This window comes from Pimelobacter sp. 30-1 (assembly GCF_018831735.1).
GTDB lineage: Bacteria > Actinomycetota > Actinomycetes > Propionibacteriales > Nocardioidaceae > Nocardioides.
The window spans coordinates 732,978-750,213 of record NZ_NHTS01000001.1; the positions used below are offsets into that span (position 1 = coordinate 732,978).

Here is a 17,236-nt window from a genome sequence, read left to right on the forward strand (position 1 = left end):
ACACCGCCACCCGGCAGTGCGGCCCGCCACGGGCGGCGCAGGCGCTCCCGCCCGCTTCGGCGATTCCTGGTGCGCGGGACCAGATCACTCCCTAGGCTCACACGAGTGAGTGATCAGTTCCCGCCGCCCGGACAGCCCGGCGAGCTCCCCCCGACGCAGATCGCGCCCACGTCCGGCGGTGCGCCTGTTCCTCCTCAGCAGCAGCCCCAGCAGCCCTACGGCCAGCCGCAGCAGCCGCAGCAGCCCTACGGTCAGCCGCAGCAGCCGTACGGCCAGCCCCAGCCGCCCCAGCAGCCCTACGGCCAGCCGCCCGCTCCCGGCGGCTACCCCGGCCAGCCCGGCGGCTATCCCGGCGGTCCCGGTGGTCCCGGTGGTCCCGGTGGTCCGGGTGGTCCCGGCTACCCGGGCGGCTTCCCGGCCCCGCCGGCCGGCGGCAGCGGCGGGGGCGGCAAGAAGGGCCTGATCATCGGCATCGTCGCCGGTGTGGTGGTCCTCGTCCTCGGGGTGGCGGCGATCCTCGCCTTCACCGTGTTCAAGGGCGATGACGACGACAAGAAGGCCAGCGACGAGAAGACCTCGCAGAGCCCGACCGACGAGCCGACGGACGAGCCCACCGACGAGCCGACGGAGGAGCCGACCGAGACCGACTCGCCGACGGGCAGCCTCGGCGACGCTCCGACCGACGACCCGACGATCACCGCCCGGGCCTTCCTCGACTCGCTCCTCGAGGGGGACTGCCTGGCGGTCGAGGGGCTGACCACGCCGGACTACTTCGCCTCGGAGTTCACCGACCAGGCCGGCTGCAAGAAGGTTGCCGGCAACCTGACGATGTCCAACGCCGAGTACACCTTCGAGGACCCGACCACGGTCGGCGACATCTCCGAGGTCAAGGGCGACGTCTACGCGCCCAACACCAAGAAGACCCTCCAGTCCACCTGGGCGCTCGACGGATCGTCCGGCACCTGGCTGGTCAGCGGGTACAGCTACGTAGAGAAGAAGTAGGCAGGACGACGGCCCGGGCAACGCACGCCCGGGCCGTCCTTCACGAGTCGGACATGGGGACGAGTATCGTGGCGGTGAGCGTGTGTTCCGGATCACACGTCACGCCACCCCTGTGACCGAGCCGGACCACGGAACGACCCCTAACCGTTCCGCGGCGGCGACCCCGCCGGGACGGACGCAAGGAGTGGTGATGACCGACCCCGTCTTCGGACCGCCGGCCCCCGAACCGGCCGACCCCGAGCTCGTCCAGCTGCTGACGCCCGAGGGGGAGCGGGTCCACCACCCGGGCTTCGACCTCGACTTCACCCCCGACGAGCTGCGCGGGTTCTACCGCGACATGACGCTCGTACGCCGTCTCGACATCGAGGCGACCGCGCTCCAGCGCCACGGTGAGCTCGGCCTGTGGGCCCAGCTCCTCGGCCAGGAGGCCGCGCAGATCGGGGCGGGACGGGCGCTGGCCCCCCAGGACTACGTCTTCCCGACCTACCGCGAGCACGCCGTCGCGTGGTGCCGCGGGGTCGACCCGGTCAAGCTGCTCGCGCTCTTCCGCGGCGTCGACCAGGGCAGCTGGGATCCCGACGAGCACAACTTCGGGCTCTACACGATCGTGATCGGCGCGCAGACGCTCCACGCCACCGGCTACGCGATGGGCGTCCAGCGCGACGGCCTGGTCGGCACCGGCGACCCCGAGCGCGACACCGCGGTGGTGGCCCACTTCGGCGACGGCGCCTCGTCCCAGGGCGATGTCAACGAGGCGTTCGTGTTCGCGGCCTCCTACAACGCCCCGGTGGTGTTCTTCTGCCAGAACAACCAGTGGGCGATCTCGGAGCCGTTCGAGCGCCAGTCCCGGATCCCGCTCTACCGCCGCTCCCAGGGCTTCGGCTTCCCCGGCATCCGCGTCGACGGTAACGACGTCCTCGCGACGTACGCCGTGATGCGCGCCGCGCTCCAGCGCGCCCGCGAGGGCCAGGGCCCGATCCTGATCGAGGCCTACACCTACCGGATGGGCGCTCACACCACGACCGACGACCCGACGCGCTACCGGCTCAGCGACGACGTCGAGCACTGGAAGCTCAAGGACCCGATCGCCCGCCTCGAGGCCTACCTGCGCCGCAACGGCCTGGCCGATGACGAGTTCATGGCCGCGGTCGCCGCCGAGGCCGACGCGCTCGGTGAGCGGATGCGGCGCGAGTGCCATGCGCTGCCCGATCCCGACCTGCGCGACATGTTCGCGCTGGTGCACGCCGAGCAGACGGCCGAGCTGGCCGCCCAGCAGGCGGCCTACGACGCCCACGCCGCGTCGTTCGAGGAGGTGACGGCATGACCACGATGACCCTGGCCAAGGCGCTCAACGCCGGTCTGCGCCGCGCGATGGAGGACGACGACAAGGTCGTCGTCATGGGCGAGGACGTCGGCACGCTCGGCGGCGTCTTCCGGATCACCGACGGCCTCCAGAAGGACTTCGGCGACGACCGCGTCATCGACACCCCGCTCGCCGAGTCCGGCATCGTCGGCACCGCCGTCGGCCTGGCGATGCGCGGCTACCGCCCGGTCGTCGAGATCCAGTTCGACGGCTTCGTCTACCCCGCCTACGACCAGATCGTCTGCCAGGTCGCCAAGCTGCACTTCCGCAGCCAGGGCCGGATCCGGATCCCGATGGTCATCCGGATCCCGTTCGGCGGCGGCATCGGCGCCGTCGAGCACCACAGCGAGTCGCCCGAGGCGCAGTTCATCCACACCCCGGGGCTCAAGGTCGTCGCCTGCTCCAACCCGGCCGACGGCTACGCGATGATCCAGCAGGCCATCCACGCCGACGACCCGGTGATCTTCCTCGAGCCCAAGCGGCTCTACCACTCGGCCAAGGCCGACGTCGACGAGGCGGCACCGCCCGCGCCGCTGTGGCAGTCGCGCGTGGTCCGGCCCGGCGCGGACGCCACGCTCGTCGCCTACGGCCCGACCGTGTCGACCTGCCTGGACGCCGCGACCGTCGCCGCCGAGGAGGGGCGCTCGCTCGAGGTCATCGACCTGCGCACCCTCTCGCCGCTCGACCTGCTGCCCGTCCACGAGTCCGTACGCCGGACCGGCCGGCTCGTCGTCGTCCACGAGGCCCACCAGACGCTCGGCCTCGGCGCCGAGATCGCCGCCCGGGTCACCGAGGAGTGCTTCCACTCGCTCGAGGCGCCCGTGCTGCGGGTGACCGGCTACGACACGCCCTACCCCCCGGCGCGGATCGAGGAGGCCTTCCTCCCCGACCTCGACCGGGTGCTCGATGCCGTCGACCGCACCTTCGGGTTCTGAGGAGCGCCGCCCCATGTCGAACGAGTTCAAGCTCCCCGACGTCGGCGAAGGCCTGACCGAGGCCGACATCGTCGCCTGGCGGGTCAAGACCGGCGACGTGATCGCCATCAACGACATCGTGGTCGAGATCGAGACCGCCAAGTCCATCGTCGAGCTGCCCTCGCCCTACGCCGGCGAGGTGCTCGCGCTCCTGGTCGCCGAGGGCGACACCGTCGAGGTCGGCACGCCGATCATCCGGATCGGCGAGCCCGGCTCCGCGCCGGCCCCCGCCGCGACCCCCGCGCCCGCGGCACCGGCCGCGGCACCGGCGTCCGCCGGCCCCGAGGTGATCGACACCAACGTGCCGCCCGAGGGCAACGCCACGCTGGTCGGCTACGGACCCAAGCAGCGTGCGCTCAAGCGGCGCACCCGCAAGGGCGAGGCCGTGCCCGAGGCCGAGGCCGGGCCCGCGCCGGCCCCGGAGGCCGCGCCGGCGCCCACCCGTCCGATCCGCGCCCTCGCCAAGCCGCTCGTGCGCCGCCTGGCCCGCGACCTCGGCGTCGACCTCACCGCGCTCGTCCCCACCGGCCCGCGCGGCACGGTCAGCAAGGAGGACGTCCTCGCCGTGGCCGCCGGAGGCACCCCTGCCCCCGCCGCCACGCGCGTCGCCCCCGGTCCCGTGGTCGCCGACCCGGCGGGCCGCGAGACCCGTGAGCCGATCAAGGGCGTCCGCAAGAACATGGCCGCGGCGATGGTCTCCTCGGCCTTCACCGCGCCCCACGTCACCGAGTGGGTCACGATCGACGCGACCGCCACGGTCGAGCTGGTCGCCCGGCTCAAGGAGCGCCGCGAGCTCGCCGGGCTCAAGGTGAGCCCGCTGCTCGTCATCGCCCGGGCCTGCCTGCTCGCGCTGCGCCGTACGCCGCTGCTCAACTCGACCTGGGACGAGGCCGCCCAGGAGGTCGTGGTCAAGCACTACGTCAACCTCGGCATCGCCGCGGCGACCCCGCGCGGGCTCGTCGTCCCCAACGTCAAGGACGCCCACGCGCTCTCGCTCGTCGAGCTCGCCCAGGCGCTCGAGGCGTTGACGGCGACCGCGCGCGAGGGACGGACCCAGCCGGCCGACCTGTCCGGCGGCTCGTTCACGATCACCAACGTGGGCGTGTTCGGGGTCGACGGTGGGACGCCGATCATCAACCCCGGCGAGTCCGCGATCCTGTGCCTCGGCGCGATCAAGGCGCAGCCGTGGGTGGTGGGGGACCAGGTGGTCCCGCGCCAGGTGATGACGCTGTCGCTGTCCTTCGACCACCGCCACATCGACGGCGCGACCGGCTCCCGGTTCCTCGCCGACGTGGCCGACCTGGTCAGCGATCCCGCCACGGCGCTGCTCTTCTGACCCGCGGCCGCATGGACGACGCGCAGCCGGGGCTGGCCGGCTTCCTCGGCACCGACCGGCCCCGGGTGCGCTGGTTCCACGCCGCCTCGGACCTGCGCGACTTCATGATCACCACGTTCCGGGTCAGCCCGGAGCGGCTGGCGCGGCACCTCCCCGCGGGCTACGTGCCCGAGGTGGTCGAGCTCGCCGGCGGACCCGCGGCGCTGGTCTCGGCGGTCGCCTTCCGCGACGAGAGCTTCCACTTCCGCGGGCTGCCGCGGGTCGCGATCACCTGCGGGCAGGTCAACTACCGCGCCTACGTACGCCGCGACGGCGTCCGTGGCGCCTGGTTCCTCGGCACCGCCTTCGACCACCCGACCGTGGTGCTGCCGCGGCGGCTGTGGGGGATGCCCTGGCGCCGCGAGCGGATCGGCCTCACCGCCACCTGGGACGACGGCCGCGCGTCGTGGGCGCTCCGCACCGACGAGGCGACCTGCCGGGCGAGCGAGGCGGCCGCCGTACCGGCGGGGCTCGACGGGTTCGCCACCGAGCGCGACTGGCAGGCGCTGCTGACCCACCCGACGGTCGGCTGGTACCGCCGCGGCCGGGCCGGCCGCGTCGGGACCTACAGCATCTGGCACCCGCCGATGGCCGCGCGCCACTTCGTCGCGGCCGAGGCGCGGTTCCCGTTCCTGGAGCGGCTCGGGCTCGTCCAGCCGGGCCAGGAGCCGCACTCGCTGCTCGGCCAGGAGCTGCTGCCCTTCGACATCCACACCCCGCCGCGCCGGGTGCGAGGACCGGTCACCGCGACGCCGTGACCAGTCCGGCCAACCGCTCGCGTCGGGCCGCCAGTGCGGCCTGCTCGGCGTCGAGGCGGGCGGCGATGGCGTCCAGCTCGGCGCGCAGGTCGGGGCACAGCTCGAGGTAGGTGCCGTGGCGGCCGTCGCGGGCGCAGTCGAGGAAGCGACGGATGGTCGCGGTGCCGATCCCGGCAGCGAGCAGGGTCCGGATCTGCGCGACCCGCGCGACATCAGCCGCCGCATAGGTGCGGTAGCCGCCCGTCGTGCGGTCGGGGACGAGGAGGCCCGTGTCCTCGTAGTGCCGCAGCGCCCGGGTGGACGTCTCCGTGCGGCGGGCGAGCTCGCCGATCAGCATCCGGTTCCTCCGCTTGACCTTCACGCCGGCGTGAACCCCTACGGTCCTCGCCATGACGACGAGTGCAACCCCGCCGCGCGCCACGATCATCCACGGGTACGGCGCCACGCCGGCCGATCACTGGTTCGGCTGGCTCGCGGCACGGCTCGCCGAGGCCGGCTGGGCGAGTGTCGTCCCCGCCCTGCCGGAGCCGGACTCGCCCGACCCGGGCCGGTGGCTCACCGCCACCGCCGCGGCGGTCGGGACACCCGGAGCCGGCGACCTCGTCGTCGGGCACAGCCTCGGCTGCCTCACCGTGCTGCGCCACCTCGCCGCGCTGCCCGGTGACTGGCGGCTCGGCCGGCTCGTGCTCGTCGCCGGGTTCGTGGACCCGCTCCCCGCGCTGCCCGGCCTGGACCCCTATGTCGCCGGTGCGGTCGCGGGCCTGGCCCGGATCGCGTCCCGGACCGGCGAGGTCACGGTGCTCCGCTCCGACGCGGACGCCTACGTCCCCGCCGGGCACACCGACCGGCTCGCCCACCTGCTCGGCGTACCGGTCCGGGTGGTGCCCGGCGCCGGCCACTTCCTCGCCGAGGAGGGCGTCACCACGTTGCCGGCCGCGCTCTGAGCCGCCGGCTCAGGAGTCCTTGATCCGGATCAGCCCCACGATCGTCGCGACGTACAGCGCCCCGTCGGGGCCGAGGTAGATCGACGCGTAGTGGTTGTTCCACTGGATCCCGGTGCCGGTGAGCCGGCTCCAGCGGGTCTCGCCCGTGCGGATGTCGATGGCGGTGACGTACCAGGCGTCGAGGATGTTGCCCGGCGGCTTGGAGTACACGTAGACCAGCCCGTTGCCGAGCGAGGCCTTCGGCACCGACGTCGGCGCGACGGTGGGGTTGGTCCAGGCGACGCGGCAGCCGTCGTCCTCGATCATCACCCGCGAGACGCCGGGCGTCGTGGACTTGCCGAGCAGCGTGGACTGCACGCCGGCGTAGCCGTAGTTGTTCTCGATGATCACCGACTCGCCCGCCGCGACGAGGCTGTTCTCGGTGGTGCTGGCGCCGTCGGCGAGCACCGGGATCGAGCAGTGCTCGCGCTGGCCGGCCGGTACGCCGGTACGCCGGTCGTAGACGATCACGTGGCTGCGCGGCTCGGCGTTGTCGGCGATCGCGATCCACTTCTCGCCGATGAGGGTGGGCGAGGTGCCCGAGCCCTGGGAGAGCATGCCCGGCTTCTTGCGGGTGCCGCGGTCGTAGGGGATCGCCCAGGTGACCTCGGGCGTGCCGTCCGCGGCCGCGTCGAGCCGGTAGGTCTGGTGGGTCGAGACGAAGTAGACGCCGCCGGTCTCGTCGGTCGACACCGAGTTGAAGATGCCCTCGCCGGCGGGCAGTCGCAGCGTGCGCACCGCGCCGCCGGCCCGGTCGAGCGTGCCGACCGTGCCCTGCTGGCTGAACCACCACAGCCGCCCGGACCAGTCGACGCCGGTCGCGACGAGGCAGTCCCCCTCGGGCAGGTACGACGCCAGCGGCCACCGCCGGCCCTTCACCAGCCCGCCCGCGGCGGTCACGCTCACCTCCGCGATCGCGGAGTCGGTCGTGGTCGCGAAGGCGCGGTCGTCGCCGTCGAGGAAGAAGTACGTGCCCCCGCAGATGTCGGTGAGCGGGTTCGCGCCCGAGGTCAGGTCCCGCTGGGAGAGCTGGAGCTGGGAGATCGCGCGCAGGGTGACCGGGTCGATCACCATGAGCGTGAAGCCCTCGAGTCCGCCACACAGGCCGACGATCCGGTCCCGGGAGTCGAACGCGATGGTCGCGCACTCCCGGATCCCGTACGACGCCGTGCGCATCGTCAGCCCGCGCCCGGTCGGCCCCGAGACGGCGTACGCGTCGGTGCTGTAGGCGTCGTTGTGCATGCTGCTGCGCCCGTTGGGCGCGAGGAACGGGTTCTGCGGGACCGGTGGCGCCGCCAGCGGCTGCGGCGTGACGGCCGCCCCGGTGAACCGGGGCACCAGCAGGTCGGTGGGCAGCGGGGGGATCGGCAGCCCGGGGATCGTCGGCAGCGCCGGGAGCCCGGGCAGGGCCGGGTCACCGCCGGCCGCGGCCGAGGGGGATCCGGTGGTGCCGAGGGTCAGGGCGAGGACGCCGGCAGCGGCAGCAGCCGCCAGGGAGCGAAGGCGCATCCCCGGAGGGTAGAACGTGTTTCAGTCCCTGGGAAGGGTGCGCGGGTGCGCGGCCCGCTCAGGCCCGGGGCGGGGACTGCTTGTCGAGCAGCCAGGCGTCGAAGAAGGCGCCGAGGTCCTCGCCGGTCTCCTTCTCGATCCAGGCCAGGTAGTCGGCGCGGTCGGTCGAGCGGTTCTCACGGCTCGCGGGCCAGTCCTTGAGCAGCGCGAAGAACCGGTCGTCGCCGATCTTCTTGCGCAGCTCCTGCCACATCACGGCGGGGCCGTAGTAGATGTTGCCGTCGCCGAACTGCTGCGGGTCGTAGTCGCCCGGCGGCCCGGCGCCCGCGCGCAGGTCGTCCTCGAAGCCGGCCCACTCATCCATCTTGCGGTCGATGGAGATGCCCTCCTGCTCGGCCTCCCACATGCCCTGGAGGTACATCGCCATGCCCTCGTTCATCCACACGTCGGACCAGTCCGCGGGGGAGACCGTGTCGCCGTACCAGTGGTGGGCGGCCTCGTGGACGACGACCGCGGGGGAGAGGCTGTACTCGGTGTTGCCGAGCGTGACCATGGTCTGGGTCTCCATGCCGCTCTCGTTGTCGACCACGACGATGCCGAAGCTCTCGAACGGGTAGGGGCCGAGGATCTTCTCCAGCCAGTCGATCGCGTCGGGCGCGGTGCCGGTGCCGCCGGGCAGGGCCTCGCCGTCGGCCGGCGCCCACACCTGGACCGGGACGCCGCTCGCGGACTTGAGGTCGGTGCGCTGGTAGTGCCCGAACGCCACCGTCACCAGGTACGACGACGCGGGCTCCGCGAGGTGCCAGACGTCGGTGACCATGCCCTTGCGCGTGGTCGTGTCGGTGAGCACGCCGTTGGCCACGCCGGACCACGGCTCGGGCACGGTCAGGGTGAAGTCGTAGAGCGCCTTGTCGGCGGGCTGGTCGTTGACGGCGTACCAGGTGAAGGCGCCGTAGGGCTCCTGCATGGTCCAGGTCTCGTGGTCGTCGGTGATGTTCCAGCCCAGGCCCTGGCGGAAGTCCGAGCGGGTGCTGGGGGCGTCGGCGGGGACCGGGGTGCCGGCGTAGGCCAGCTCGACGACGTACTGCTGGTCGGCGGTGACGGGATGGTCGATGGTGAGCCGGTCGTCGGCGCCGGTGAACGCGGCCTTCTCGCCGTCGACGGTCAGCGCCGAGACCTCGAGGGCATCGCTCAGCGCGAGCGGGATCTGTGCGGCGTCGGTGGTGGCGCGGAAGGTGAGCTTCTGCTTCGCGCTCAGCCGGTCCTGCTTCGGGTCCCAGGTCAGGTCGAGCGCGTAGTGCAGCGCGTCGACGAGCGGGTCGCCGACCTCGGGGTAGACCGAGTCCTCGCGGGTCTCGCTGCGGGCCACCGACAGGTCGCCGCGGTCGGTGACCCGGGTCGGCTCGCCGGTGGGGCCGGGGACGCCGGCGCCGGAGCCGGAAGACATCGGGTCGGCCCGGGTGCCGGCCGCGTCCTCGCCGCAGGCGGCCAGGGTCAGGCCGAGCGCCAGGGTCACGAGGGTGGCGAGTGCGCGGCGAGGAGTCACGGGCATGGGCTCATCCTTCCCGACGACCCCCAGACCGAACCGGCCCGGCGGGCAATCGACGTTTTGCGCACCGGTCGGCACCTCCCGGCAGCCGGAGCGGCGGACGGGGCGTTGGGGGGTCATGAGCTCAGGACGGGGCGGTCGGCGGACCGCGGAACCAAGCGCGACGCGGCGGTGGGCGGCCCTCGGCGTCCTCCTGCTGCCGGTGCTGCTGGTGTCGGTCGACAACACGGTGCTGGCGTTCGCGCTGCCGCAGATCTCGCTCTCCCTCGCGCCCGGGGCGACCCAGGTGCTGTGGATGGTCGACATCTACCCGCTGGTCCTCGCCGGCCTGCTGGTGCCGATGGGTGCGCTCGCCGACCGCTACGGACGGCGCCGGATGCTCTTCATCGGCAGCGTCGGCTTCGCCCTGGTGTCGGTCGCCGCCGCGTTCGCGCCGACCGGCGAGGCGCTGGTCGCGGCGCGGGCCGGGCTGGGGGTCTTCGGCGCGATGCTGATGCCCTCGACGCTCTCGCTCCTGCGCAGCATCTTCACCGACCGGGCGCAGCGTCGTACGGCGATCGCGATCTGGGCGGCGGGCTTCGCCTCCGGCTCCGCGCTGGGCCCGATCGTCGGCGGCTTCCTGCTCGCGCACTTCTGGTGGGGCTCGGTGTTCCTGATGGCGGTGCCGGTGCTCGTGCTGTTCCTGGTGCTGGCGCCCTTCCTGCTGCCCGAGTCGCGCGACCCCGACGGGCACCCGCTCGACCCGTGGTCGGCGGTGCTGGTGCTGGTCGCGATGCTCGCCCTGGTCTTCGGCATCAAGACCGCCGCCAAGGGCGGTGCACTGGGGCTCGGCCTCGCTGCGCTCGCGGTGGGCCTGGTGGTGATCGTGGTCTTCGTGCGCCGCCAGCTGCGGCTCGCGCACCCGATGATCGACGTGCGGCTGTTCGCGACGGGTGCGTTCAGCGGCGCGGTGCTGGTCAACCTGCTGTCGGTGTTCTCGCTGATCGGGTTCCTGTTCTTCGTCTCCCAGCAGCTCCAGCTCGTCCACGGCTACGCGCCGATGGACGCCGGGCTCGCGCTGCTGCCGGGCGTGCTCGCGATGATCGTGGCCGGGCTGAGCGTCGTACCGATCGTCCAGCGGGTGCGGCCGGTGGTGGTCGTGTGCGGGGCGCTGCTGGCCTCGGGCGCGGGCTACGCCACCATCGCGCTCGGCGACGGGACGGTCGGCGTCACCACGATCATGGTCTCCTTCGCGCTGCTGGCCGCCGGGGTCGGCGCGGCCGAGACCGTGTCGAACGACCTCATCGTCTCGGCGGTGCCCGAGGCCCGGGCCGGGGCGGCCTCGGCGATCTCCGAGACCGCCTACGAGGTCGGGACCGTGCTCGGCACCGCGATCCTCGGCACGATCCTGACCAACGCCTACTCCGACCGGGTGGTGCTCCCCGACGGGCTCACCGCGGCCCAGGCGGCGACCGCGCGCGACACCCTCGCCGGCGCCACCCAGGTCGCGACCGAGCTGCCGGCCCGGAACGCCGAGGCCCTGCTCGCCTCGGCGCACCACGCCTTCGGGTCGGGCGTCGCGACGACCTCGCTCCTCGGTGTCGTCCTCAGCGGGGTGGCCGTGCTGCTGGCGGCACGCACCCTGCGCCACGCTCGCTAGGCGACAACCTGAATCAGTGTCACGTTTTGCGTGACCTGGACCCGTCCCCCTCGTTGAGGAGTGATCGGGGTCACTCCGGTGCGCCCGGGGACAGGGAGGTAAGGCTGTGGCTGAGGACGTCGTGACGCAGGAGCAGGCGGGCGGGGCCCGCCGGGTCGGGCTCGCCGCGCTGGTGGCGCTGGCGGTCGTGGGGGTCGCCCTCGCGATCCCGACGAGCGGAGCCGGTGGCGGGGCGGTGACCCTGGCGATGGCCAACGAGCAGGCCAAGTCCGAGCGCGGGGTCCCGCACGACGACGCACTCCTGCCGCCGCACGACCACAACGACCCGGCCACCAAGAACGACGTCTCCCGCGGCCTCGCCGTCGGCGACGAGGCGGTCGACCCGACCAGCGCGGCCGAGCGCCGCTCGGCGGAGAAGTACGTCGCCTCCCAGCGCGCCCTCCCCGACCCGCGGCTGACCACGGTCCGGGCCTACCAGCCGCGCACCGCCGTGCCCGCCGACCGCTACGCGATGGCCGGCGGCTGCTACACGCTGAGCACGCCGACCGGCCGCTACGGCACCTACTACTTCAAGGCGACCCGGCTCGGCGGCTACCTGCTGCACACCCCGCAGGGCGAGCTCACGCTCCAGCGCAACGGCTCCGTCGCCGTCGCCGCCAAGCCGAGCGCCCAGGCCGACTGGACCGTCACCAAGACCGCGCGCGGCTTCGTGCTCGCGATCGGCGCCCGGGCGCTCGTCGCCCAGGCCGGCGGCGCGCTCGGCTCGGGGACCACCGGCACGCCGTTCCGGCTGGCGCTGGCGCGCAGCTGCCCGGCGTACCCGGAGGCGGGGATCGACGTGACGGGCGACCCGTTCGCGGGCGTGACGTCGTACCAGGAGGTGCGGGGGTTCGTCGACGCGCACACCCACGGCATGGCCTTCGAGTTCCTCGGCGGCAAGGTGCACTGCGGCCGGCCCTGGCACGAGTACGGCGCGCCGTACGCGCTCGACGACTGCGCCGACCACAAGATCACCGGCGGCAAGGGCGCGCTGCTCGAGTCGGTGCTCTCCGGCAAGGCCTCGCACGACCCGGTCGGCTGGCCGACCTTCAAGGACTGGCCGGCGCCGGAGTCGCTGACCCACGAGGGCACCTACTACCGCTGGCTCGAGCGGGCCTGGCGCGGCGGCCAGCGGCTGTTCGTCAACCTGCTCGTCGAGAACAACAAGCTCTGCCAGCTCTACCCGCTCAAGCGGAACTCCTGCGACGACATGACGTCCATCCGGCTCCAGGCCGCGGACATGGTGAAGATGCAGAGCTACATCGACGCCCAGTTCGGCGGCCCCGGCAAGGGCTTCTACCGGATCGTGAAGGACCCCTTCGAGGCCCGGCGCGTGATCAACGGCGGCAAGATGGCCGTGATCATGGGGATCGAGACCTCGATCCCGTTCGGCTGCACCTACAAGAAGGTGCTCGGTCGCGACCAGCCCGCGTGCACGCCGGGCGAGATCGACGCCAACCTCGACGAGATGCAGCGCCTCGGCGTCCGGCAGATGGAGCTGGTCAACAAGTTCGACAACGCCCTGGCCGGCGTCGCCGGTGACGCGGGCGCGATCGGGCCGCTCGTCAACGCCGCCAACTTCCTCGAGACCGGCTCGTTCTGGGCGATGGAGCACTGCGATCCCGCCGACGGCGAGTCCGCGGACAACGCCCAGATCACCATCCCCGACATCACCGCGGGTCAGCAGGACGCGCTCTTCGGGGCGCTCGGCAAGGTGCTCGGCATCCTGCCCGCGCTGCCGCTGTACCCGCAGCCCGCGCACTGCAACAAGCGCGGCCTGACCGAGCTCGGCGTGCACACGATCGAGGGGATGGCCCGGCGCAAGATGGTCTTCGACCCCGACCACCTCTCGGTCAAGGCCCGCGCCGCGTCGATGGACGTCATCGAGGACCTGCGCTACCCCGGCGTGATCTCCAGCCACTCCTGGTCGACGCCGGACACGTACCCGCGGATCTACAAGGCGGGCGGCTTCATCACGCCGTACGCCGGGGACTCGACCGGGTTCGTCGCCAAGTGGCGCCGGCACCTGGGCTGGGCCGACTCGCGCTACTACTTCGGCTTCGGGTTCGGTGCCGACATCAACGGCCTCGGCGCCCAGGGCAACCCGCGCGGCAAGGACGTGCCCAACCCGGTGAAGTACCCGTTCACCGGTCTGGGCGGCGTCCGGATCGACAAGCAGAAGGCCGGTCAGCGCACCTGGGACATCAACACCGACGGCGTCGCGCAGTACGGCCTCTACCCCGACTGGGTCGAGGACCTGCGCAAGGTCGCCGACGCCCAGCGCCGCGGCGACGGCGCCAAGATCGTCGACGACATGGCGCGCGGTGCCGAGGCCTACCTGCAGATGTGGGAGCGCACCTACGGCGTCCGCGCCGACTCGTGCCGCAACCCCGCGCTGCGGATGTCGAAGGCCAAGGCGCAGCGTCTCGCGAAGCGGATGGTGCGCACCCGGATGAGCACGCGTGATGTGATGGCGCGCGTCGGTCAGCCGTACGAGCGCCTCGGCACGAAGTTCGTCTTCTGCGCCAAGTCCAAGCAGAAGGCGAAGGTCAAGGTCGTCGTCCGCTTCGGCGCCGCCGGGAAGGTCAAGGCCGTCCGGTTCCGGTGAGGCGGGGATCACGGCGCGGCCGAAGTTACCTGTCGGTAGGATTCAGCGAAGCGCGCCCGCTGCGGGCGGCGCGGGTAAGGGTTGCCTATCGCGACCCGTCCCGGCCGTCGGCACTAGGCTCGTCCGGCGCACACCTGTGTGCGCGCCCCTGACTCCCTGCGGATGAGGAGCTGTTGGACACCATGCAGACCCTTGCGATCGTCGTCTCCCTGGCCGTCTCGGTCGTTGCCGTCGCCCTGACGGCACGCGCCGTCCTGGCGATGCTCGGGGTGATCAAGCGGGGGCAGCCGGCGCCCGGGCGTACCGGCAACCCCGTGGGGCGCACGCTGACCATGGTCAAGGAGACCTTCGGGCACACCCGGATGCTCCAGTGGACGTGGGTCGGCATCCTGCACTGGTTCGCCTTCGCGGCGTTCCTCTTCCTCTCCACGGCGGTCGCCGCGGCGTTCATCCAGCTCTTCGACGCCGAGTGGACGATCCCGATCATCGGCAAGTGGGTCGTCTACGAGTGGGTCGCCGAGCTGCTCGGCCTGCTCGGCACGCTCGCGATCATCCCGCTGATCTACTACCGCCTCACGCACCTGCCCTCGAAGCTGGGCCGCCAGAGCCGCTTCTTCGGCTCCACCATGTGGCAGGCCTTCTTCGTCGAGGCGATGGTGCTGCTCGAGAGCTCCGCGATCCTCTTCATCCGCGGCGCGGAGTACAACCTGGCCCAGGCCCACGGCGGCGAGCACGCCGAGCACGCGACCGGCGCGCACTTCCCGATCTCGCAGTACTTCGGCAACCTCTACCCGACCGGGCACGACTCGATCGGCTCGCTCGAGAACATCATCTACTTCATCGCGATGGTCAAGATCGTCTCCGCGATGGTCTGGCTGATCGTGATCTCGACCAACCTGACCATGGGTGTGGCCTGGCACCGGTTCACCGCCTGGTTCAACATCTGGTTCAAGCGCGAGGAGTCCGGCCGCACGGCCCTCGGCGCGGTCAAGCCGCTCACCTCCGGCGGCAAGGCGATCACCCTCGACGACGTCGACGACCTCGACGAGGACGCCATCCTCGGCGTCGGCGGGATCTGGGACTTCTCCTGGAAGGACATCCTCGACTTCACGACCTGCACGGAGTGCGGTCGCTGCCAGTCGCAGTGCCCGGCCTGGAACACCGAGAAGCCCCTCTCGCCCAAGCTGATGATGATGGCCCTGCGTGAGGAGGCGTACGCCGTCGCCGGCGGCGCCGAGCAGCGCACCCTCGTCGGCAAGGCCGACGTCGACGCGGGTGAGTGGTTCTACAACCCCGAGGGCGGCGACTTCGTCATCGACGAGGACGCCCTGTGGGCCTGCACCAACTGCGGTGCCTGCGTCCAGCAGTGCCCCGTCGACATCGAGCACGTCGACCACTTCGTCGACATGCGCCGCTACCAGGTGCTCGTCGAGTCGAACTTCCCCTCCGAGCTCAACGGCCTCTTCAAGGGCCTGGAGAACAAGGGCAACCCGTGGAACATGTCGCCCACGGTCCGCCTCGACTGGGCCAAGGACCTGCCCTTCGAGGTCAAGGTCGTCGGCGACCAGATCGAGGACCTCGAGTCCGTCGACTGGCTGTTCTGGGTCGGCTGCGCCGGTGCCTACGAGGACCGCGCGAAGAAGACCACCCGCGCCGTCGCCGAGCTGCTCGACCTCGCGGGCGTCTCGTTCGGCGTACTGGGTAACGGCGAGACGTGCACCGGCGACTCCGCGCGCCGCGCCGGCAACGAGTTCGTGTTCCAGGGCCTGGCCCAGCAGAACATCGCGACCCTGACCGAGGCCAAGGCCAAGAAGGTCGTCTCCACCTGCCCGCACTGCATGAACACGCTCAAGAACGAGTACCGCGACCTCGGCATCGAGCTCGAGGTCATCCACCACACCCAGCTGCTCAACCGCCTCGTCCGCGAGGGCAAGCTGACCCCCGTGGCGTCCGGTGCCGGCGCGCACGACCGCAAGATCACGTACCACGACCCCTGCTTCCTGGGCCGTCACAACCAGGTCTACACCCCGCCGCGCGACCTCCTGCAGATCCTCCCGGGCGCCGAGCTCGCCGAGATGGAGCGCAACTCCGAGCGGTCCTTCTGCTGCGGCGCCGGCGGCGCCCGCATGTGGATGGAGGAGACCATCGGCGAGCGGATCAACCTGAACCGCACCGCCGAGGCCGTCGGCACCGGCGCCGACCAGGTCGCCGTGGGCTGCCCGTTCTGCCGCGTGATGCTCTCCGACGGCCTGACCAAGATGCAGGCCGACGGCGAGGCGCGCGAGGAGGTCGAGGTCCTCGACGTCGCGCAGATGCTGCTGGCGTCGGTGAAGGGCGAGCAGGCGACCAAGCTGCTCCCGGGTGAGGGTGCCCCGCTGCAGCCGAAGGCGGCGGCTCCTGCGGCCGCGGCCGCGGCTGCTCCTGCCGCTGCAGCGCCGCCTGCTGAGGCGGCTGCTCCGGCTGCTGCTCCGGCGGTCGAGGAGGCTCCGGCCGAGCCGTCGGCTCCGGCGTCCGCTGGTGCTGCCGGCGGTAGCGGTGGCGGCGGGCTGTTCGACGACCCGGGCTCGATGTTCGACACCCCGGCCGCTGCCCCGGCGGCGCCGGCCGCTCCCGAGAAGAAGGCGGAGCCCGCCGCAGGCGGTTCGCTCTTCGACGACCCGGGCTCCATGTTCGACACCCCGGCCCCGGCTGCGACGCCGGCCCCGGCGGCTCCGGCTGCCGAGAAGCCGGCCGACTCGGGCTCGTCCTCGGGTTCGCTGTTCGACGACGGCGGCTCGCTCTTCGACACCCCTGCGCCCACTCCGGCCCCCGCTCCGGCGGCACCCGCCGCTGCGGAGCCGGCGGCCGAGACGAAGTCGGTGGATCTCGGTTCCGGTGGGTCGCTGTTCGACCTCGCCACCCCCGAGCCCGAGCCCACGCCCACTCCCGCGGCCGAGGCCCCCGCTGCCCCGGCCGAGCCGGCGGCACCGGCCGCACCGGCGGTCGACCTGAACGCCGGTGGCTCGCTGTTCGACCTCGCCGCTCCGGAGCCCGCGCCGGCGGCGGCGCCCGTCGCCGCTGAGCCGGAGCCCACGCCCGAGCCCGAGCCCACGCCCGAGCCCGAGCCCGAGCCGGCCCCGGTCGCCGAGGCCGCGCCTGCGCCGACCGCTCCGGCGACCGACGTGGACCTCAACGCGATGGGTTCGCTGTTCGACCTCGCTGCTCCGGAGCCCGCTCCTGCTGCGGCGCCCGTCGCTGCCGAGCCGGAGCCCACCCCGGAGCCCGAGCCCCAGCCGGAGCCCGAGACCCAGCCGGAGCCCGAGCCGGAGCCCGAGGCCCCCGCGGCCCCGACGTCCTCCGGTGCGACCCACCAGCCCCGGACCGACGCCGACATCAACGAGGCAGGCTCGCTCTTCGACCTCTGAGCGGCTCCAGAAGGGCCCTACCCCCTTTAGGGG

General features: G+C 72.6%; 12 protein-coding genes. 9 read left to right on the forward strand and 3 right to left on the reverse strand.

The window, feature by feature from the left end; genetic code table 11:
* Nucleotides 1-105 precede the first annotated feature (105 nt).
* The 5 genes from CCO04_RS03485 to CCO04_RS03505 all read left to right on the forward strand — a co-directional run bounded on the left by CCO04_RS03485 (nucleotide 106) and on the right by CCO04_RS03505 (nucleotide 5,472).
* Nucleotides 106-1,002: a hypothetical protein gene (locus CCO04_RS03485; protein WP_215812688.1), complete on the forward strand. Its 897-nt coding sequence runs from the start codon at nucleotides 106-108 to the stop codon at nucleotides 1,000-1,002.
* 190 nt (nucleotides 1,003-1,192) lie between these two features.
* Nucleotides 1,193-2,326 carry a pyruvate dehydrogenase (acetyl-transferring) E1 component subunit alpha gene (pdhA, locus tag CCO04_RS03490; RefSeq protein ID WP_215812689.1) on the forward strand — a complete coding sequence of 378 codons (1,134 nt, stop codon included), beginning with the start codon at nucleotides 1,193-1,195 and terminating at the stop codon, nucleotides 2,324-2,326.
* A complete protein-coding gene (locus CCO04_RS03495; protein WP_215812690.1) occupies nucleotides 2,323-3,300 on the forward strand; it encodes an alpha-ketoacid dehydrogenase subunit beta in 978 nt (325 codons plus the stop codon). Before pdhA ends, CCO04_RS03495 begins: the two co-directional genes overlap by 4 nt.
* A 13-nt stretch (nucleotides 3,301-3,313) precedes the next feature.
* Entirely contained in the window at nucleotides 3,314-4,675 is a 1,362-nt protein-coding gene (locus tag CCO04_RS03500; protein ID WP_215812691.1) for a dihydrolipoamide acetyltransferase family protein, read from the forward strand.
* Between the two features lie 11 nt (nucleotides 4,676-4,686).
* On the forward strand, nucleotides 4,687-5,472 hold the full coding sequence (locus CCO04_RS03505) for a DUF2071 domain-containing protein (protein WP_215812692.1): 786 nt from the start codon (nucleotides 4,687-4,689) through the stop codon (nucleotides 5,470-5,472).
* Here the strand turns inward: CCO04_RS03505 and CCO04_RS03510 are convergent.
* Nucleotides 5,456-5,863 (reverse strand): MerR family transcriptional regulator, encoded by a 408-nt coding sequence (locus tag CCO04_RS03510; protein WP_252372605.1) that lies wholly within the window; start codon nucleotides 5,861-5,863, stop codon nucleotides 5,456-5,458. The genes CCO04_RS03505 and CCO04_RS03510 overlap by 17 nt on opposite strands.
* Here CCO04_RS03510 and CCO04_RS03515 point away from each other — a divergent pair.
* Nucleotides 5,862-6,416: an alpha/beta hydrolase gene (locus CCO04_RS03515; protein ID WP_215812693.1), complete on the forward strand. Its 555-nt coding sequence runs from the start codon at nucleotides 5,862-5,864 to the stop codon at nucleotides 6,414-6,416. The genes CCO04_RS03510 and CCO04_RS03515 overlap by 2 nt on opposite strands.
* Before the next feature lie 9 nt (nucleotides 6,417-6,425).
* On the opposite strand, the gene CCO04_RS03520 is transcribed toward CCO04_RS03515, so the two are convergent.
* Complete coding sequence (locus CCO04_RS03520) at nucleotides 6,426-7,964, reverse strand: hypothetical protein (RefSeq protein WP_215812694.1); 1,539 nt, start codon at nucleotides 7,962-7,964, stop codon at nucleotides 6,426-6,428.
* A gap of 58 nt (nucleotides 7,965-8,022) precedes the next feature.
* Nucleotides 8,023-9,516: a M1 family metallopeptidase gene (locus tag CCO04_RS03525; RefSeq protein ID WP_215812695.1), complete on the reverse strand. Its 1,494-nt coding sequence runs from the start codon at nucleotides 9,514-9,516 to the stop codon at nucleotides 8,023-8,025.
* A 115-nt stretch (nucleotides 9,517-9,631) separates the two neighbouring features.
* Between CCO04_RS03525 and CCO04_RS03530 the strand changes: the two genes are divergently transcribed.
* From CCO04_RS03530 to CCO04_RS03540, 3 genes are all read left to right on the forward strand, one after another.
* Complete coding sequence (locus tag CCO04_RS03530) at nucleotides 9,632-11,152, forward strand: MFS transporter (RefSeq protein WP_215812696.1); 1,521 nt, start codon at nucleotides 9,632-9,634, stop codon at nucleotides 11,150-11,152.
* Between the two features lie 106 nt (nucleotides 11,153-11,258).
* Nucleotides 11,259-13,799, forward strand: a complete 2,541-nt coding sequence (locus CCO04_RS03535) for a dipeptidase (RefSeq protein ID WP_215812697.1) — start codon at nucleotides 11,259-11,261, stop codon at nucleotides 13,797-13,799.
* 182 nt (nucleotides 13,800-13,981) lie between these two features.
* Nucleotides 13,982-17,203, forward strand: a complete 3,222-nt coding sequence (locus CCO04_RS03540) for a (Fe-S)-binding protein (protein WP_215812698.1) — start codon at nucleotides 13,982-13,984, stop codon at nucleotides 17,201-17,203.
* Nucleotides 17,204-17,236: the final 33 nt, after the last annotated feature.

Coding starts and splice junctions, on each gene's coding strand:
- pdhA (WP_215812689.1), top strand. CDS start 1,193: ATGACCGACCCCGTCTTCGGACCGCCGGCCCCCGAACCGGCCGACCCC.
- CCO04_RS03495 (WP_215812690.1), top strand. CDS start 2,323: ATGACCACGATGACCCTGGCCAAGGCGCTCAACGCCGGTCTGCGCCGC.
- CCO04_RS03500 (WP_215812691.1), top strand. CDS start 3,314: ATGTCGAACGAGTTCAAGCTCCCCGACGTCGGCGAAGGCCTGACCGAG.
- CCO04_RS03505 (WP_215812692.1), top strand. CDS start 4,687: ATGGACGACGCGCAGCCGGGGCTGGCCGGCTTCCTCGGCACCGACCGG.
- CCO04_RS03515 (WP_215812693.1), top strand. CDS start 5,862: ATGACGACGAGTGCAACCCCGCCGCGCGCCACGATCATCCACGGGTAC.
- CCO04_RS03510 (WP_252372605.1), bottom strand. CDS start 5,863: ATGGCGAGGACCGTAGGGGTTCACGCCGGCGTGAAGGTCAAGCGGAGG.
- CCO04_RS03520 (WP_215812694.1), bottom strand. CDS start 7,964: ATGCGCCTTCGCTCCCTGGCGGCTGCTGCCGCTGCCGGCGTCCTCGCC.
- CCO04_RS03525 (WP_215812695.1), bottom strand. CDS start 9,516: ATGCCCGTGACTCCTCGCCGCGCACTCGCCACCCTCGTGACCCTGGCG.
- CCO04_RS03530 (WP_215812696.1), top strand. CDS start 9,632: ATGAGCTCAGGACGGGGCGGTCGGCGGACCGCGGAACCAAGCGCGACG.
- CCO04_RS03540 (WP_215812698.1), top strand. CDS start 13,982: ATGCAGACCCTTGCGATCGTCGTCTCCCTGGCCGTCTCGGTCGTTGCC.